Genomic DNA, 14,465 nt, shown 5'->3' with positions numbered 1-14,465 from the left:
TGCCAATTTGGAAACAATCCTAGGCGTAGTCGGGGAAATGTTCGCGCAAATGCTCCGCAAGGCGCAGATCGACCTCTTTCAGGAGGCCCCGCGCGCTGAGCGCGTCGATCAAGCGTGGTGTGGCGCGTGAAACTTCGTCAAAGAAAACGCGCAGACCGTCTTCTCCGTCTGTGGCTTCGATATGCTGGAACAGCTCATGCAGGGTCAATCCGCCCCTGTCCTGCGCACGCTGGGGCGCGAGATCGGCCCGATAGGAGCCTTTGTCCAGCCGATAGTGGAAGGCGCTGCGAAACTGGTCCCAGCTTTTGGCATGGGCATGGGCGAGGTCAATGTCGCCAAGTTCGATTTCGCCGGGGTTGGTGATGTCACCCTGCGTGGCATTGTGAATGCGCAGCCTGAGATCGTCCTGCCCGGTGCGCACGAAAATCTTGCCAGCCAGATGGCTCAGAAAGCCGCCTTTGAGGTGGGCACCATAGGTCGGGTAGATCTCTTCGACGAGGCGGTGACGTCCGTGTCCGGGCGGGATGAAGGCCTTGAACAGGCCGGGAGCCTCGGAGAGTTGTTCCATCGGGCGCACGCGGGCGCACAGTACGTCTGTCCCCAGCGCGCCCAACACCTCGTCAATCGGGGTCGCGGTGACAAGGAATTCATCGACATCCATGTGGATCAGCCAATCCACCTTTGCCAACCTGCGATAGGCGTGGGTGGCGTTGCGGGATTGGCGCACCTGATGTTTCTCGGGGCGACGGCCGCGCTTTTGCCACCAGGTGGCGTCGGTCAGGATCGGGGTGATCTGCGGATGATCGTTCAGGGCGATGAAGGCCGCTTCGCTGGCGTCGTCCAGATAGATGTAAAGCCGGTGCGCGCCCTGGCTGAGGTGATAGGCGGCAAAGCGCAATGTCTCGTCCACGGGCGCCTTGATCGTGGCGACGATTCCCCATTTCGCGGTTGGCTTAGACATGGCGTTCCACGCGCGGCGCTGCTCCTGAATTGCGCCCGCAGGTGTCAGGCTTTGTGCGACAGTTTGCCATGAAGCGAGGGCGCGTCAACAGCTGTGACGAAAGGGGTGTCTTTGGCCGGGATGACAAGGGCTGGAGCGCACATGCTGGGCCGCCGCGTCACACCATCATTTCTTTCGTCGCGCTGAGGGTCAGTTCGGGATAATCCCGAACGATGCGATCAATATCCCATTGCAGGCGGGTCAGGTACACGATGTCACCATCGTGATCATGGGCAATATGCTGCTGGTTGGCCTTGATGAACTTGTCCACGGCTGCCTTGTCCCCGGTCACCCAGCGGGCGGAGGTGAACTGGGAGGGTTCAAAGCGCACGGGCAGGCCATATTCAAGCTCGATCCGGGAGGCGAGCACCTCGAATTGAAGGGCACCGACCACGCCCACGACGAAGCCCGAGCCGATGGAGGGTTTGAAGACCTTTGCGGCCCCTTCCTCAGCAAATTGCATCAGCGCCTTTTCAAGGTGCTTGGCCTTGAGGGGGTCGCCTGCGCGCACGCCCTGCAACAGTTCGGGCGCAAAGGAGGGAATGCCCGTCACACGCAGGGTTTCGCCTTCGGTCAGGGTATCGCCGATTCTGAGCTGTCCGTGGTTGGGAATGCCGATGATATCGCCCGCCCATGCCTCTTCGGCCAGTTCGCGGTCCGAGGCCAGGAACAGCACGGGGCTGGAGATGGTCATCGGTTTTTTTGAGCGCACATGGGTCAGTTTCATGCCGCGCTTGAAGTGGCCCGACGCCACGCGCACAAAGGCGACGCGGTCCCGGTGCTTGGGATCCATATTTGCCTGAACTTTGAAGACAAAGCCAGAAACCTTTGTTTCTTCTGGGGAAATCTGCCTTGGGGTGGCAGATTGTATCTGCGGCTCTGGCCCATAGAGGCCAATACCATCCATCAGTTCCTTGACCCCGAAGGAGTTGATGGCCGAGCCGAACCAGATCGGCGTCATCGTGCCTTCCAGCACGGCCTTTTGGTCAAGCGCAGGCAGGAGTTCGCGCGCCATCTCAAGCTCTTCCTTGAGTTGGGCCAGCAATGCCGCGGGCACATGTTCGGCCAGCTTTGGATCGTCAAGGCCTTTGATCTCAATGGTTTGCGCGACTTTGTTGCGGTCGGCACGGTCCATCAACTCAAGCCGGTCGCCAATGATATCGTAACAGCCGATGAAATCGCGTCCCACACCGATAGGCCAGGAGGCCGGTGTCACGTCAATCGCCAGATTCTCTTGGATTTCATCAATGATTTCAAAAGTATCACGGCTTTCGCGGTCCATCTTGTTACAGAAGGTCAGGATCGGCAGATCGCGCAGGCGGCAGACTTCGAACAGCTTGCGGGTCTGGCTTTCCACGCCTTTCGCGCCGTCGATCACCATCACGGCCGCATCCACAGCGGTGAGCGTGCGATAGGTGTCTTCGGAAAAGTCCGAGTGACCGGGCGTATCGACAAGATTGAACCGGAAGGTTTTGTAATCAAACGACATTGCCGAGGCCGAAACCGAGATTCCGCGATCCTTTTCCATTGCCATGAAGTCAGAGCGCGTGCGCCGCGCTTCGCCTTTGGCGCGCACCTGACCAGCCATTTGAATGGCACCGCCATAGAGCAGGAATTTTTCGGTCAGCGTCGTCTTGCCCGCATCGGGATGCGAGATGATGGCAAAGGTCCGGCGCCGCGCGATTTCGGCGGGCAATCTGGGGCGATTTGTGGAAGCGTCTAACATAAGGCGCGTATAGGGTCGCTTTGCGATCATGGCAAGAATTGCCGGGTCTGTGCGCTGCGTCTCTGCGCGACCTGCCGATCAAGCTGCACGACAGCCCGGCGCGGCCAGGAGGTTGGTGTGCAAGGGGCCGGTCTGTCGCCTTAACGCGACGAAGCGCGGCGCAGAATGTCGATGGCGTCGGGACGGTCGAGCAATGCTTTTTGTACATCCACACCGTGATGGCCCGAGCGGGTATGGCCGGGGATGACCTCGGTCAGTTTCTCAAGCAGTTCCGATGGCAGGGAAGGCTTTGTGCGCGGATCCACCAGCATGGATTCAGCGGCGATTCCCTCGGCATAGATAATGTGGTGACGATCAAACAGAATCTGGAAGTAATCCACAAACCCGCCATGGGCGACGCGCACGGTGTCACCGTTCAGCAGATGGCGCGCCTTGACCATCAGTTCAGCCTGGCCGGCACCGATCCGATCCTCGCGCTGATAGACGAACAGGCGGTGGTTCGGGCTGACGATCAGGTCATTGGCGTTGTTCAGCGCGCCGGCCTCGATCAGGATCGGGGCCATGTCGCCCTGTGCGCGCGTGGTCGATGAGCCGATCCAGCGAATCTCCTGTACGCCGTCATCGCGTGTCAGCACGCGATCGCCCACGTTCAGGGTTTCGATCCGGCGCTGTTCGCCCGTGGCCATGGTGATATGGGTGCCACGGGTAAAATAGACCGAGGCAACCCGCGCGAAGAGTTCGCGCGCGCCTTTCGGATCGATGCCGACCAGCGCGTATTCGGTTTTGGGGCGCAGTTCGGACAGTGACAGCAGATAGACCGCGGCAATCTGCTCGTGCTCGTCCAGTTCGACGATCACCACCGCATCCTGGGTCAACCCGTCCGGGGACATGAATGTCAGCGCGCAATCCAGGTGCAATGTCGCGCCAGGTTGGCCGATGCCCGTATCTTCGGCGACGCGGAATGCGCCAGTGGAGTCAGCTTGCATCGACAGGCGGCCACGCAGGGCGTTATGTTCCAGGGCATAGAGATCATCCAGCTCGAGATCCCCGTGCCAGGACACGGCATCCCCCTGAATCGCTCCGGTGCAGACACGGAAACTCTGTGCAGGATAGACCTGAACCGATTGGGTTGGTACTGCGCGATCCGCCATCTGCGGTCTCCTGTCGGGTTGCCTCAACTGCGGTCGTCCTGCCGCTGGACAAAGCGCTATCCTAGGATTGTGGCAGCAAGCGGTCAACGCCCGGGCGTTTTACTGGCAGAGCGGGGGAAAATGGTGCTAAAGCAGGTGCGAATTCGAATTGGAAATCAGTGCGATGGGAGCGAACGAGATGGATTTGGGGATTGCGGGAAAACGGGCTTTGGTGTGCGCATCAAGCAAGGGTCTGGGCCTTGGCTGCGCCGAGGCGCTTGCGGCGGCGGGGGTGAACCTTGTGATGAACGCGCGCGGTGCGGATGCGCTGGAGGCATCTGCTGCGCGGCTGCGTGAGACTTACGGCGTGGAGGTGATCCCTGTCGCGGCAGACATAACGAGCCAGGCCGGGCGCAGCGCGGTGCTGGCGGCGGCAGGTGACGTGGATATTCTGGTAACCAATGCCGGCGGCCCGCCTCCGGGGATCTGGAGTGACTGGTCGCGGGATGATTTCGTCGCAGCACTCGATGCCAATATGCTCACGCCCATTGCGCTGATGCAGGCGGTTTTGCCGGGCATGATGGAGCGCGGATGGGGCCGGGTGGTCAATATCACCAGCCAGTCGGTCAAGGCACCGATTCCGCAACTGGGTCTGTCCAATGCCGCGCGCACCGGGTTGACGGGTTTCGTGGCCGGAACCGCCCGCCAGGTTGCCCCCAGCGGTGTGACCATCAACAACCTGTTGCCGGGCATTCATGCCACGGATCGGGCCGAGGCGCTGGATGGCCCGGTGGCCAAAGCCGAAGGGATCACGATCGAGGAGGCGCGGGCGCGCCGCGCGTCGACGATCCCGGTTCGTCGGTATGGTACGGCCGAGGAATTCGGGGCGACCTGTGCGTTCCTGTGTTCGCAACATGCAGGGTTTATCGTGGGACAGAACGTGCTTCTTGATGGCGGGGCCACGAACGCCACGCTCTGACGCAGAGCCTTGCGCGGGGGCGGCGGGGTTGATAACCGATGGTTTTAATCGGGATCCAGCAGTGAGGCCCGCGTGCAGGCGCAGAAGCAGATACAGACACCCAGGTTGGAAGTGCGCAACCTGATCCGCCGTTTTGATGACAGGGCGGTGGTGGATGATGTGTCTTTGCGCATTCTGCCGGGGCGGGTCACCTGCCTGCTGGGGCCATCGGGCTGCGGCAAGTCCACGACTTTGCGCATGATCGCAGGTGTCGAGATGCAGGATTCCGGTGAGATCTATGTCGACGGCAAGCTGGTCTGTGACACGATCACCCGGGTGCCGCCCGAGCGGCGCGAGATCGGGCTGATGTTTCAGGATTTCGCGCTGTTTCCGCATTTGAGCGTTGCCGATAATGTCGGCTTTGGCCTGAAGGGCTCGCGCGATCACAAGCGTGGGCGGGTCGAAGAGCTGTTGCGGCAGGTGGATCTGCTGCGGTTTATCGACGGATATCCCCACCAGTTGTCAGGTGGGGAACAGCAGCGCGTTGCCCTGGCGCGCGCCCTGGCTCCTCGTCCGCGGATCATGCTGATGGACGAGCCGTTTTCGGGGCTGGACAATCGTCTGCGCGATGGCATCCGCGATGATACGCTGGATCTGCTCAAGGCCGAAGATACAGCCGTCTTGCTGGTCACTCATGAGCCCGAAGAGGCCATGCGCATGGCAGATGAGATCGCGCTGATGCGTGACGGCAAGATCGTACAACAAGGCGCGCCCTATAACGTCTATACCCGTCCTCTGGATCACGCGGCTGTCGGGTTTTTCAGTGATACCAACGTGTTGCGCGCCCGTGTGGAAGGGGCTCTGGCGATGACGCCATTCGGGCGTTTCCTGGCCCCCGGCGTGCCCGATCACACCGAAGTCGAGATCGTTTTTCGCCCTCAGCATGTGCGCATCGATTTCGACCGGGGCGGCAAGGGGCCTGCCCCTACGGCCTCGGACGGAACGGCGGCACGAGGCGTGGTGGAGCGCGCACGCTTCCTGGGCAATGAAAGCCTTGTGGAGTTTCGCATGGATTATGACGGCTCAACCATCAAGGTCACCGTGCCCGGCGTGTTCCTGCCAGCGCCCGGCAAGGTCATGTGGCTGACGATCCGCCGGGACAAATGCTTTGTGTTCCCGGCCTGAGGGGCGCGCGGTTTTGGGTATTTTTCACCAGAAAGATGAGGCGGTCAGGAGGCGATGGCCTGATCGGCGAGGGTCTTTCCCGGCTCGTCGGTGAAGAGTTCGGGCAGGGCGGTTGCCTCTTTGATCAGATCGACGCGGAAGCTGCGGATCTTTTGGTGCTGTTCGCACCATGCGGTCAGGGTCCAGACGCGGCCGAAGTAATCCAGCTGCAATGGCCGGATCTTTGAGGCGGAGATAGTGCCCTGATCATCGAGATAGCCAAGCTGCAGTTTCTGGCGGGTCTTGATCACCATCCGCAGCGTTGCCATGTGCGAAAATCCCCGGGCAGCGTCGGCGAAGGGGGAGGCTGCGAATTTCCAGGCGTCGGCTTCGGCCACAGAGCGGGTGATCATCAGCGCATCGAGCTTGTCCGCGAGGCTGAGGGCTGCGGATTTGAGATCGGGATCGGCGGCTTCGGAGACGATGGCGACGGCGAGGTTGAGCGCTTCGAGTTCATCTTGTGTCAGGGTGAGGGGCGGCAATGTGGTGAGATCGGCAATCCGGTAGCCCACGCCGCGCGCGCCGGTGATGGGCACGCCGGAGGATTGCAGCGTGTCGATGTCGCGATAGAGCGTGCGCACCGACACCCCCATCCGATCCGCGATATCCTGTGCGCGGTGCAGGCGGCCGTCGCGCAGAATCTGCAGGATCTCGAAGAGGCGGGTGCTGCGGGGCATGTCAGGCTCCTTGGTGGGGGTAAAACTGACATAAACCTGTCAGGAGGATATTCCAAGGCAGGAAACCGCAGGCTTGGAACGACAAGCCGGGCCGAAAACATTGCATTGGGTCTTTTGTCGGCGCGGAAGGCTCGGCATATAGCATCTGTAATTCATGCGCTCGGGGTCTGATGCCTTGTGCGCTGCTGACATGCTAAGGAGACTGTCATGCTGAACAATATCGGCCTTCCTGGCCTTTTGCTGATCGCCGTTGTGGTCCTCGTCCTGTTCGGGCGCGGCAAGATTTCAAGCCTGATGGGCGAAGTCGGCAAGGGTATCACTGCCTTCAAGCGGGGCGTCAAAGACAGCACCGATGAGCTTGAAGAGCAATCGCTGGCCCAAGCCAAGGACGTCACGCCCGAGACCGATAAAGACAAGGTCTGATCCATGTTTGATCTCGGTTGGACCGAGCTTCTGGTCATCGGCATCGTTGCGCTGATTGTGGTCGGACCCAAGGACCTGCCGATGTTGTTTCGCAACGTCGGCAAGTTTGTCGGTAAGGCCAAGGGCATGGCACGGGAGTTTTCGCGCGCCATGAATGACGCTGCCGATGAATCCGGCGTCAACGATATCGCCAAGGGGTTCAAGGCTGCTGCAAATCCGATGAGCACGGCGATGGACGGCGTCAAGGAGGCCGCGCGCGATATGACGTCGAGCCTGGATCCGACCAAATTCGATCCCAAGAGCGAGACCGGCAAGCTGGCAGCGGAGCGCGCCGAAAACGCCCGCAAGATGCAGGCTACGACTGCACGTGTTGTGGCCGACAGAAAAGCCAAGGAAGCGGCCGAGGCTTTGGCCAAGGCCGAGGACTATGAGGCAAAGCTGACGGCCGCCCCCTCTGACGCGAGTTCTGAGACCAAATCATGAGCCAAACCGAAGAGATCGAGGATTCCTCCGCCCCGCTGATCGAGCATCTGGCGGAATTGCGCACGCGGCTCATTCGCTGCGTGCTCTATTTCCTGGTGGGCATGGTGATCTGTTTCACCGTGGCGACGCCGATCTTCAACTTTCTCACCGCCCCGCTGTGCCAGGTGCTGTCTGATCGCGGACAGGATTGCGACCTGATCTTCATCAGCCCGCAGGAGGGCTTCTTCGTGGCGATCAAGGTGTCGCTGCTGGGCGGGTTCATGTTGGGCTTTCCCTTCATCGCCCATCAGATGTGGCGCTTTGTGGCTCCGGGTCTATACAAGTCCGAGAAGGGCGCGTTCTTGCCGTTCCTTGTCGCCTCGCCGTTCATGTTCTTTTTGGGCGCGTCATTTGCCTTTTATGTTGTCACGCCGCTGGCTTATGATTTCTTTCTTGGATTTCAGCAGTTTGGCGCAGAAGGCGAAGCGATCGAGGGCAGCGGGCCTGCACCCTTGTCGGTTGTCTTTCAGGGCTCGGCGCAGGAATATCTGAACCTGACGATCAAGTTCATCGTGGCCTTCGGTCTGTGTTTCCAGTTGCCGGTTCTGCTGACGCTGATGGGCAAGGCCGGGCTTGTCAGTGCGGCGGGTCTGCGCGCTGTGCGCAAATATGCGGTGGTGGGCATTTTGTTGCTGGCCGCGCTTGTGACGCCGCCGGATGTGATCACGCAGATCATCCTGTTCGTTGTGGTCTATGGGCTTTACGAGGTTTCGATCCAGCTGGTGCAGCGGGTTGAGAAGAAGCGCGAAAAAGACCTGCGCGCACAGGGCCTTTGGGTTGACGAAGATGAGTTCGACGAAGACCTGGACGATATTGGCGAAGCCGAGGACCGCAAATCTTGAGTGACACGTCCGAGAGGATCGCCGCCGCGCTTGAGCGGATGGCTCCGACCCCTTTGGAGGCGCCTGATTTTTCCGCCGCTTCGGCCTTTGTGTGGCATGTCGAGCCGGATCGGCTGAGCCCCGTGGCTGCGGTGAACCGGGTGGATTTGCCGCTGCTGGTGGGGATAGATCGATCCCGCGACACGCTGCTGGACAACACGCGCCGTTTTGCGCGCGGGTTCGGGGCAAACAATGCGCTGCTCTGGGGCTCGCGCGGGATGGGAAAATCCAGCCTTGTCAAGGCGGTACATGGCGCTGTGCATGCCGATTACCCGATCCTGAAGATCGTCGAGCTGCAACGTGAGGACCTGCCCTCGGTGGCGCGTTTGCTGGCCTTGTTGCGTGCGGCCCCTTACCGGTTCTTGCTGTTTTGTGATGACCTGTCGTTTTCACATGACGATCAGCATTACAAAAGCCTCAAGGCGGTGCTGGATGGTGGCATCGAGGGGCGGCCCGAAAACGTCGTGTTCTATGCCACGTCAAACCGCCGCCATCTGATGCCGCGCGACATGATCGAGAATGAGCGGAGTTCCGCCATCAACCCCTCGGAAGCGGTCGAAGAAAAGGTGTCTCTGTCGGATCGCTTTGGGCTTTGGCTGGGATTTCATCCCTGCACGCAGGATGAATACCTGTCGATGATCGACGGCTATTGCGCGGCTTATGGCGTGAGGGCGGATCCCGAGACGCTCCGCGCCGAGGCCATCGAATGGCAGGCAACGCGGGGCGCACGCTCGGGCCGGGTGGCCTGGCAGTTCTTTGTCGATCTGGCCGGCCGCCATGACGTCGCGGTCAGCTGAGACCCCGGGGCCGGCTGACGGTTTTCAGTTCAGATAGGGCGTGGGATCCACGCTATCAAAGCCTTCGCGCACTTCGAAATGCACATAGGCATCATCGCCGCTGCGCAGCTTTGCGATCTGTTGGCCGCGTTTGACACTATCGCCCTTTTTGACGGTGATGCCATCCACATTGGCATAGACGGTCAGAACGTTATCGGGGTGGCGGACCACGATGATGGGCACCTGATCGGCGGCGTTCGACGTGATGGCGGCGACGGTGCCATCGGCGGCGGCCCTGACCGGCGCGCCGGGGCTGGCGGCGATGTCGATGCCGTCATTGCGCCCCTTGCTATAGTCACGAATGATCCGGCCTTCGACCGGCATCGCCATACGCGCGCTTGTGCTGCGTGTGGGTGTGCCCACATTGACCGGCGCGGGCTTTGGGGCCTGGCTGGCGGCAACCACGGCCTCACCCGGGAGCGGCGTGGCCGCGCTGGGTGGTGTGGGCGTGGGAGAGCCCTGACCCGGTTCTGTCACGGCTGAAGTTGTGGCAGCTGTCCGAGCCGGCGGCTGTGCATTTGCGACGGGAATCAGCAGATATTGCCCTTCGCGGATCGAAAAGTCCGGTCCCAGGCCATTCCACTCGGCCAGGGCGCGCACTGGCACCTGATAGAGCCGCGCCACGCTATAGGCGGTCTCGCCCCGTGTGACCTTGTGGCGAATGGGCTCGCCCGCTGTCGTGGCGCGGGGGGTGGGCGTGCTGGGTTCCAGCGCCGCAGTCGAGACCCGTGGTGTGCTGGCCGAACTGTTGATCGCATTGCCGGCAAGCGTGGTCAGATCAATCGAACCCGGCGTGCCCGGAGCCGGTTCGGCAACGCGGGCTGGCAGGGCAAGCAGTTCACCTTCGCGCAGGGCGACGTTCTGGTCGATACCGTTGAACCGGGCAAGTTGCTGCGGATCGCTGCCGATCCGCTGGGCGACGGTGGCGACTGTATCGCCGCGCCGTGCCACGGCGACCTGATAGGTGGGATAGGAAATGATCCCGCGCGCATCGGGTGCGGGGCGGTTCGTCGTGACTGAACGCGCGGCGGGAGCGGTTGAAAATCCACCCACGTTCCCGCGCAGGTCAAAATCCAGCGGTTCATCACATCCAGCCAGTACAAGGCACAGGGCTGTCAGCGTTGCAGACCGTTTGGCAAAACGCATCTCGATATCCTCTGCTTTCCCCATGTTGTCCGGGGATTTGCGACAATCATACTCAACTCTCCCGGCTCAGCCCCTCCAGAAGGGGTACGAACCGCACCGGTCTCAACTCATCATATTCCAGCCCGTCTTCGGATTTGCGCACCCGGATCAGGGTTTGCACCGCGTCCGACTGGCCGACCGGCACCACCATGATACCCCCGATTTTCAATTGGGCCAATAGGGGGCCTGGCGGGTCTTCGGCTGCAGCGGTGACAAGGATGCGATCAAACGGTGCCTGTTCGGGCAATCCGAAGGATCCGTCCCCTGTCACGGCCGTGACATTGGTCAGATCAAGGCTTTCGAAAATCTCGCGGGCTTCCTGCACCAGGCGGCGGTGACGGTCGATCGTATAGACGCGGCGCGCCAGTTTGGACAGGATCGCGGCCTGATAGCCCGACCCGGTGCCCACTTCCAGAACCTTGTCACGAGGGCTGATCTGCAGCGCCTGTGTCATCAGCCCCACGATGGATGGCTGTGAGATCGTCTGGCCACAGTTTATCGGCAGGGGCATGTCTTCATAGGCACGCTCGGCAAACAGCCCGCGAATGAAGGGTCCACGGTCGATTTCCTCCATCGCCTGCAACACACGCTTGTCCGTCACGCCCTTTGACCGCAGCGCATAGAGAAACTGCATCTTGGTCTCGGCCGCCGGTCCCGTCATTCGATGACTTTCAGCGCATCAAGCGAGGCGTGATCAGTCAGATCCGCGCGCATCGGTGTGACCGAGATGTAGCCGTCCAGATTGACGGCGGCATCGGTGCCGGGATGGGTCGGCTGTTGTTGCGGAGCCCCTGTGATCCACAGGAACCGCTTGCCGCCCGGTGACAGGTGCGGCTGAACCCCAAAGCCCATATCGCGGCGAAACCCTTGCGGGGCCACGCGGATCCCCTTGACGTCCTCGCTTGGAACGGGCGGGAAATTGACGTTGTAAAACAGCCGGTAATCTTCGGATCTGGGCATCTTGGCCGCCAGAATTCGGCGGATCACCTCGACCCCGTGCTGGCGTGCGGCTCCAAACGGATCGAGCAGCTTGGCCACCGCTGGTCCGTAATACTGCGACATCGCAATCGCGTCAAAGCCCTGCAAGGCCCCCTCCATCGCCCCGCCAAGCGTTCCCGAATAAAGCGCGTTCTCAGCTGAATTGTTGCCCCGATTGACGCCCGACAGGATCAGATCAGGGGGCGCGTCGCGCATCACATCATGGATCGCCGCCAGCACGCAATCCGCAGGCGAGCCTTCTGCAGCCCAGCGGCGCTCGGACATTCGCGCGATCATCATCGGATGGGTATAGCTGATGCAATGGGCCACGCCGGATTGTTCAAAGGCCGGGGCAACCACCCAGACCTCTCCATCGGGGCCCGCAATCTCGGCGGCGATTTCTTCCAGAACCTGAAGTCCCGGTGCGTTGATACCATCGTCGTTTGTTACAAGAATGCGCATGCCCAGCCCCTCGGTTTCAGACTTGATAGACGGGCCTGCAAGTCAGGGCAAGCATGTGGCGTGGTGCACGACCGTCCTCAGTCTTTCTGGTCTGAAATACCCATGCCGAAGGCACGGTTGCATTAGCAACCGTTCACAGCTCCAAGATCAGCCGAAGCGCTTCTTCCCTGGGGCTGTGCAGATTTTCGCGGTTTTCGCCCGGGAAAAACCGGGCGCGGGTTGCGGTGGGCATGGGGTTTGGCTGAACCACATGGATCCTGGGCCCGGTTCTGACGGTCTCGGATGCCCAGCTTTGCACCAGTGCCATCTGCGCGGCCTTGCTGGCACCATAGGCCCCATAGAATTTGCCGCCACGCGTTGCGGCATCGTCAAAGAACATCGCCGCGCCAGTTTGACCAAGCAGGGGCGACAGATAGGGGATCAGCACCGACAGGGCGGTTGCATTCACAGTGATGGATTTGGCCCAGTCTTTCGCATCCACATGATCCGCCGGGCTGAGCGGGGCGGCGTGGATTGCGGCATGCACCCAGAGGTTCAGTTTGCCCCAGCGGTCGTGAATGCCCCGGCACAGGGTCGCCATGGCTTTGGCATCGGTGATATCCATCGGGGCGAGCGTGGCGCTACCGCCGGCGCCCTGAATACGGTCATCAAGCTCTTCAAGGGCTCCGACCGTGCGCGCGACGGCGATGATATGATGCGTCGGGGCAAGGGCTTCGGCCATGGCCGCACCCAGCCCGCGTGAGGCACCGGTTATGAGGGCAATCTTGTCAGTCATGCTGCGCGGTTTGACCGTTGCCGGGCCCCGGGTCAAGCCCCTCAGCCATGTGGCATGCTCAGGATGCGCTGCCGCCCGTTTCGGCTCATCAGCAGGCGCTCGGGTTCGATGGCATCGATACGCTGACCCTGCAGCGTGTCGCCCACCTCGACCTGTTCGATCCGCCCGTCGGGCAGGCGCACCAAAGCGCGCCGCAGGCTATCGGTGCCCATGGTGCCGATCAGTGACAGCTTGCGCATGGATAATGCGCCTGTTTGCGTCGCCAGAGCTTCGGCTTTGGTGGTGTCTGGATCTTGTTCGGCCATGTCGGGAAACTCCCTGCGCTGTTCATTCTGCGTTGCAGCATGTGGCGCTATCACGGCGATCGCAGATTGCAAAGACACTCGGGCCCCTGCCTGGGCGTCATGGGCGGGGCTTTGCCCATCCCTGAGCGGAATTACAGAAAATAATTATATATCAGATATTTAGTGTGCGAAGGTAATGTTTTTACACTGCGCTCAGATGTGGGCGCAGATCCTGACCTGAGGCGGCGTAGATATCCAGCAGCCGATCAAAGCTGATGCCGCTTTCCTGAAGGGTCGCAAGTTCATGCGCGCCGTCATGCACTTCCAGATAGGGGCGTTCACCCGGTCGTCCGGGCATCAGATTGCAAGGCAGCCAATCTTCCATGACAAAGTCCGGCAGGCGGTTCATGGCCCAGGCAAAGCAGCCTTCGAACTGCGCAGTCTGGGAGGTAAAGCCCAGATAGGTCTCGTAATTGGCAGGATTGACGCTGGCCCAGGTGCCAAAGGCAAAATCCTGGTCGGCACCGATGATGGGCAGGCGGAGAACCGCGCGGATGAACCTGTGCGGACCGATGCTGCAGAAATCTGCCGTCAGGCGATCCTCGCCGTGTTCCATGACATCCTGCCCGCTGTCCTGACGGTTGCCATGCGTCCAGGGGTCGGGATGATCAAAACCGATGTCGAACACGCCCTCGAACCTGCGTCCGCAGCAGGCGCAGGGCATGTCGGCATTGTTGAACCGTTGCCAGAGAGGGTCGTCGGCAAGAGTCATTCGGCGGCTTTGAGTTCGAACCCCTGTTCGATCATGTCTGCAGGTTTGACGGGATATTCCCCCGAGAAACAGGCGTCGCAATACTGCGGGCAGGCCTTGTTGCGCCCGTTGGCTTCTCCGACGGCACGGTAAAGCCCGTCCAGCGAAATGAATCTGAGACTATCCACGGCCAGATGGGCGCACATCTCGTCTTCGGACATGGTCGCGGCCAGCAGCTTTTCGCGCTGAGGCGTATCGACGCCGTAAAAGCAGGGCCATGCCGTGGGCGGTGACGCGATGCGGAAATGGACCTCGGCAGCGCCGGCGTCCAAGATCATCTCCTTGATCTTGCGCGAGGTCGTGCCGCGCACGACCGAATCATCCACAAGAACCACACGTTTGCCGTTGATCAGCGCACGGTTCACATTCAGCTTGAGCCGCACACCCATGTTCCGGATCTGCTCGGTGGGTTCGATGAAGGTGCGTCCGACATATTGATTGCGGATGATACCCATCCCATAGGGAATCCCGGACTGACGCGCGAAACCGATGGCCGCAGGCGTGCCGGAATCGGGAACCGGACAGACCAGATCAGCCTCGACCGGTGATTCCTTGGCCAGTTCCATGCCGATCGCTTCGCGGGTCTCATAGAC

At 61.1% G+C, this 14,465-nt stretch carries 17 protein-coding genes; 6 read left to right on the top strand and 11 right to left on the bottom strand.

The window, feature by feature from the left end:
* Positions 1 to 19 precede the first annotated feature (19 nt).
* The 3 genes from WAO69_RS11135 to WAO69_RS11125 form a co-directional block, all read right to left on the bottom strand.
* Positions 20 to 961, bottom strand: coding sequence for a glycosyltransferase family 2 protein (locus WAO69_RS11135; RefSeq protein WP_422179044.1), 942 nt, complete (start codon positions 959 to 961; stop codon positions 20 to 22).
* Positions 962 to 1,118: 157 nt separating this feature from the next.
* Positions 1,119 to 2,726: a peptide chain release factor 3 gene (locus tag WAO69_RS11130; protein WP_422179042.1), complete on the bottom strand. Its 1,608-nt coding sequence runs from the start codon at positions 2,724 to 2,726 to the stop codon at positions 1,119 to 1,121.
* A gap of 140 nt (positions 2,727 to 2,866) precedes the next feature.
* Entirely contained in the window at positions 2,867 to 3,877 is a 1,011-nt protein-coding gene (locus tag WAO69_RS11125) for a Hint domain-containing protein (RefSeq protein WP_422179040.1), read from the bottom strand.
* A gap of 178 nt (positions 3,878 to 4,055) precedes the next feature.
* Between WAO69_RS11125 and WAO69_RS11120 the strand changes: the two genes are divergently transcribed.
* Both WAO69_RS11120 and WAO69_RS11115 read left to right on the top strand, forming a co-directional pair.
* Positions 4,056 to 4,835: an SDR family oxidoreductase gene (locus WAO69_RS11120; protein ID WP_422179038.1), complete on the top strand. Its 780-nt coding sequence runs from the start codon at positions 4,056 to 4,058 to the stop codon at positions 4,833 to 4,835.
* A 72-nt stretch (positions 4,836 to 4,907) separates the two neighbouring features.
* Positions 4,908 to 5,999, top strand: a complete 1,092-nt coding sequence (locus tag WAO69_RS11115; RefSeq protein ID WP_422179036.1) for an ABC transporter ATP-binding protein — start codon at positions 4,908 to 4,910, stop codon at positions 5,997 to 5,999.
* Positions 6,000 to 6,043: 44 nt separating this feature from the next.
* On the opposite strand, the gene WAO69_RS11110 is transcribed toward WAO69_RS11115, so the two are convergent.
* Positions 6,044 to 6,715, bottom strand: a complete 672-nt coding sequence (locus WAO69_RS11110; protein WP_422179034.1) for a helix-turn-helix transcriptional regulator — start codon at positions 6,713 to 6,715, stop codon at positions 6,044 to 6,046.
* Between the two features lie 207 nt (positions 6,716 to 6,922).
* Between WAO69_RS11110 and tatA the strand changes: the two genes are divergently transcribed.
* From tatA to WAO69_RS11090, 4 genes are read left to right on the top strand one after another with little or no spacing between them, the layout of a single operon-like run.
* Positions 6,923 to 7,138 carry a twin-arginine translocase TatA/TatE family subunit gene (tatA, locus tag WAO69_RS11105; RefSeq protein ID WP_422179032.1) on the top strand — a complete coding sequence of 72 codons (216 nt, stop codon included), beginning with the start codon at positions 6,923 to 6,925 and terminating at the stop codon, positions 7,136 to 7,138.
* A gap of 3 nt (positions 7,139 to 7,141) precedes the next feature.
* The gene (gene tatB / locus WAO69_RS11100; RefSeq protein WP_422179030.1) at positions 7,142 to 7,621 is read left to right on the top strand and encodes a Sec-independent protein translocase protein TatB; all 480 of its coding nucleotides are present in this window, start codon (positions 7,142 to 7,144) and stop codon (positions 7,619 to 7,621) included.
* On the top strand, positions 7,618 to 8,502 hold the full coding sequence (gene tatC, locus WAO69_RS11095) for a twin-arginine translocase subunit TatC (RefSeq protein ID WP_422179028.1): 885 nt from the start codon (positions 7,618 to 7,620) through the stop codon (positions 8,500 to 8,502). Before tatB ends, tatC begins: the two co-directional genes overlap by 4 nt.
* A gap of 38 nt (positions 8,503 to 8,540) precedes the next feature.
* Positions 8,541 to 9,338 (top strand): ATP-binding protein, encoded by a 798-nt coding sequence (locus WAO69_RS11090; RefSeq protein WP_422179159.1) that lies wholly within the window; start codon positions 8,541 to 8,543, stop codon positions 9,336 to 9,338.
* A gap of 24 nt (positions 9,339 to 9,362) precedes the next feature.
* Here WAO69_RS11090 and WAO69_RS11085 read toward each other — a convergent pair whose 3' ends face one another.
* The 7 genes from WAO69_RS11085 to WAO69_RS11055 all read right to left on the bottom strand — a co-directional run.
* Positions 9,363 to 10,547 (bottom strand): peptidoglycan DD-metalloendopeptidase family protein, encoded by a 1,185-nt coding sequence (locus tag WAO69_RS11085; RefSeq protein ID WP_422179026.1) that lies wholly within the window; start codon positions 10,545 to 10,547, stop codon positions 9,363 to 9,365.
* A 28-nt stretch (positions 10,548 to 10,575) separates the two neighbouring features.
* Complete coding sequence (locus WAO69_RS11080) at positions 10,576 to 11,223, bottom strand: protein-L-isoaspartate(D-aspartate) O-methyltransferase (RefSeq protein ID WP_422179024.1); 648 nt, start codon at positions 11,221 to 11,223, stop codon at positions 10,576 to 10,578.
* Entirely contained in the window at positions 11,220 to 12,002 is a 783-nt protein-coding gene (gene surE, locus WAO69_RS11075; RefSeq protein ID WP_422179022.1) for a 5'/3'-nucleotidase SurE, read from the bottom strand. The genes WAO69_RS11080 and surE overlap by 4 nt, the downstream gene beginning before the upstream one ends.
* Positions 12,003 to 12,135: 133 nt before the next feature.
* Positions 12,136 to 12,777 carry an SDR family NAD(P)-dependent oxidoreductase gene (locus WAO69_RS11070; RefSeq protein ID WP_422179020.1) on the bottom strand — a complete coding sequence of 214 codons (642 nt, stop codon included), beginning with the start codon at positions 12,775 to 12,777 and terminating at the stop codon, positions 12,136 to 12,138.
* A gap of 41 nt (positions 12,778 to 12,818) precedes the next feature.
* Positions 12,819 to 13,082: a hypothetical protein gene (locus tag WAO69_RS11065; RefSeq protein ID WP_422179018.1), complete on the bottom strand. Its 264-nt coding sequence runs from the start codon at positions 13,080 to 13,082 to the stop codon at positions 12,819 to 12,821.
* 181 nt (positions 13,083 to 13,263) lie between these two features.
* Positions 13,264 to 13,833, bottom strand: a complete 570-nt coding sequence (locus tag WAO69_RS11060) for a DUF2199 domain-containing protein (protein ID WP_422179016.1) — start codon at positions 13,831 to 13,833, stop codon at positions 13,264 to 13,266.
* Positions 13,830 to 14,465, bottom strand: a 636-nt coding sequence (locus tag WAO69_RS11055) for an amidophosphoribosyltransferase (RefSeq protein WP_422179014.1), incomplete at its 5' end; no start/stop codon positions are given. The genes WAO69_RS11055 and WAO69_RS11060, both read right to left, overlap by 4 nt.

The sequence above is a fragment of the Aestuariivita sp. genome (assembly GCF_049276915.1).
GTDB lineage: Bacteria > Pseudomonadota > Alphaproteobacteria > Rhodobacterales > Rhodobacteraceae > Aestuariivita.
The sequence above is the reverse complement of the archived record's forward strand: the minus strand, read 5'-3'. Positions and strand labels throughout refer to the sequence as shown.

Excerpts from the sequence above, each read along its gene's own strand:
- WAO69_RS11135 (WP_422179044.1), bottom strand. The coding sequence starts at position 961 with ATGTCTAAGCCAACCGCGAAATGGGGAATCGTCGCCACGATCAAGGCG.
- WAO69_RS11130 (WP_422179042.1), bottom strand. The coding sequence starts at position 2,726 with ATGTTAGACGCTTCCACAAATCGCCCCAGATTGCCCGCCGAAATCGCG.
- WAO69_RS11125 (WP_422179040.1), bottom strand. The coding sequence starts at position 3,877 with ATGGCGGATCGCGCAGTACCAACCCAATCGGTTCAGGTCTATCCTGCA.
- WAO69_RS11120 (WP_422179038.1), top strand. The coding sequence starts at position 4,056 with ATGGATTTGGGGATTGCGGGAAAACGGGCTTTGGTGTGCGCATCAAGC.
- WAO69_RS11110 (WP_422179034.1), bottom strand. The coding sequence starts at position 6,715 with ATGCCCCGCAGCACCCGCCTCTTCGAGATCCTGCAGATTCTGCGCGAC.
- tatA (WP_422179032.1), top strand. The coding sequence starts at position 6,923 with ATGCTGAACAATATCGGCCTTCCTGGCCTTTTGCTGATCGCCGTTGTG.
- tatB (WP_422179030.1), top strand. The coding sequence starts at position 7,142 with ATGTTTGATCTCGGTTGGACCGAGCTTCTGGTCATCGGCATCGTTGCG.
- tatC (WP_422179028.1), top strand. The coding sequence starts at position 7,618 with ATGAGCCAAACCGAAGAGATCGAGGATTCCTCCGCCCCGCTGATCGAG.
- WAO69_RS11090 (WP_422179159.1), top strand. The coding sequence starts at position 8,541 with ATGGCTCCGACCCCTTTGGAGGCGCCTGATTTTTCCGCCGCTTCGGCC.
- WAO69_RS11085 (WP_422179026.1), bottom strand. The coding sequence starts at position 10,547 with ATGGGGAAAGCAGAGGATATCGAGATGCGTTTTGCCAAACGGTCTGCA.
- WAO69_RS11080 (WP_422179024.1), bottom strand. The coding sequence starts at position 11,223 with ATGACGGGACCGGCGGCCGAGACCAAGATGCAGTTTCTCTATGCGCTG.
- surE (WP_422179022.1), bottom strand. The coding sequence starts at position 12,002 with ATGCGCATTCTTGTAACAAACGACGATGGTATCAACGCACCGGGACTT.
- WAO69_RS11070 (WP_422179020.1), bottom strand. The coding sequence starts at position 12,777 with ATGACTGACAAGATTGCCCTCATAACCGGTGCCTCACGCGGGCTGGGT.
- WAO69_RS11065 (WP_422179018.1), bottom strand. The coding sequence starts at position 13,082 with ATGGCCGAACAAGATCCAGACACCACCAAAGCCGAAGCTCTGGCGACG.
- WAO69_RS11060 (WP_422179016.1), bottom strand. The coding sequence starts at position 13,833 with ATGACTCTTGCCGACGACCCTCTCTGGCAACGGTTCAACAATGCCGAC.